The sequence below is a fragment of the Marseilla massiliensis genome (assembly GCF_023336985.1).
Classification (GTDB): domain Bacteria; phylum Bacteroidota; class Bacteroidia; order Bacteroidales; family Bacteroidaceae; genus Prevotella; species Prevotella intestinigallinarum.
This window is the reverse complement of sequence record NZ_JAMBLP010000054.1, coordinates 1-1,534: the sequence shown is the minus strand read 5'-3', so window position 1 is coordinate 1,534 and position 1,534 is coordinate 1. Positions and strand designations below refer to the sequence as shown.

General features: G+C 53.5%; 2 protein-coding genes. Both read right to left on the bottom strand.

Going from position 1 to position 1,534, the window contains the following annotated elements; translation table 11 throughout:
• Positions 1-212 precede the first annotated feature (212 nt).
• On the bottom strand, positions 213-1,115 hold the full coding sequence (locus M3089_RS15685; RefSeq protein ID WP_249085247.1) for an IS3 family transposase: 903 nt from the start codon (positions 1,113-1,115) through the stop codon (positions 213-215).
• Positions 1,073-1,477, bottom strand: coding sequence for a transposase (locus M3089_RS15680; protein WP_249085245.1), 405 nt, complete (start codon positions 1,475-1,477; stop codon positions 1,073-1,075). Before M3089_RS15680 ends, M3089_RS15685 begins: the two co-directional genes overlap by 43 nt.
• Between the last annotated feature and the right edge of the window lie 57 nt (positions 1,478-1,534).

Genomic DNA, 1,534 nt, shown 5'->3' with positions numbered 1-1,534 from the left:
TGACTATGCCTAAATTTACTTCACACTTTTCTCACTCCTTTACTGCAATAGTTTACATCCTTGAACATCCCTTACTGAATGACTTCACAGCTTTGGAAAAGTGTCCCTGAAAAGGTTCACACCGTTCTTTTCCATGCAAAGTTACACATAAGACTTGTAACGGCAAGCAAACCGTCCATGAAATGTCCTTGCTGTGTTCCATCCCCGTCCCTTCATGCCGGCATTCCATAGGAGGCCCTCTTCTGTGTTGGTGTCATCATCCCGTTACTCATGTGCGGCCGTTTTGTGTTATAGAACCTGACTATGTCGGCTATGAGCTTTCGTGCCTCCCGGATGTCCTTGGGGCGCTTCAACCTGTAAAGCCATTCCTGCTTTATGATGCCGTTGACCCGTTCCGCCACCGCGTTGTCGGTTGGCTTGTAGTCCTCTGTCATCGAGATGGATGCGCCTGCGGAGAGCAGCAGCTCAACGTATGCGTTGCAGCAATACTGCGAGCCTCGGTCGGAGTGGTGTATCAGCCCACAGAGGTCTGATGCCCCGGCATTGTCCATGGCCGCCTTGAGCGCCTTGATGGTGTGCTCGGCGTGAAGCGTCTCGGAAACCTCCCAACCCACGATCTCGTGCGTCCATGCGTCCGTCACGATGTGCAGGTAAACCACCCCGCTGTCAGTTTCGACGTAAGTGATGTCGGCGACCCACAGGCTGTCGGGACGTACGGGTGAGAAGCCCTTGGCGAGGTTCTTGTACTTGCGGTAGTTATGGTTGGAATTGGTCGTGTGGCGCCTGCGCTCAGGCTTGAGCATGAGGTGGTTGCGGCGGATTATGTCGTAGAACCGGTCACGCCCGGGGACGGCATCCGGGAAGATGCCCTTCAGGATGAGGAACAGCTTGTAGGCACCGATGCCCGGCGCCTCGCTGCGAAGCTGGCGCACGCTCTCCACGATCGCCCTCTCGTTGAGCCGAAGGCGGTTGCGCCTTTCGCGGCTCACGCAATAGTAACCTTCGCGGCTCTTGCCAAACAGTCCGCTCAGGCACCCGATGCCTTTGCCCGGGTGCCTGGGCCGAAGGTTGTCTACTGCTTGGCGCCAGCTTTTTTTAGCAGGTCTATGCCGTATTGTTCGCGTCCTATCTTCAGGACCTCATTTAGTGCCTCGTTGCGCAGCTCCGAGTACTCAAGGGCCTTGCGCAGGCGGGCGTTCTCCTCCCTCAGACGCGCCTCTTCGCTTTTGGGGGCGGCAGAAGCGCTTGCTTTCAATGACCTTGCCATAAACACCTGTTTTTCCAGTTCTGATATTTCATCCGGCAAAGATACGCATTTGTCACGGTATCTGCGCTCCCATTGGATGATATTTCCACTGCTCAAGCCGTATTTACGGGCTATCTTACTGTAAGAGCTGCCGCTCTCATAATAATCCTTCAGGACTCGAAGCCTGAAATCGTCGTCAAAATGACGGGCTGCTTTGCGTTTCGTTTTCATTGATTACACTGGTTTTTTAATTGTTAAAACAGTGTAAAGTAAATCTGTATTAAGACA

What these genes read in the sequence shown, in the direction of transcription:
- M3089_RS15680 (WP_249085245.1), bottom strand. Translation starts at nt 1,477, where the DNA reads ATGAAAACGAAACGCAAAGCAGCCCGTCATTTTGACGACGATTTCAGG.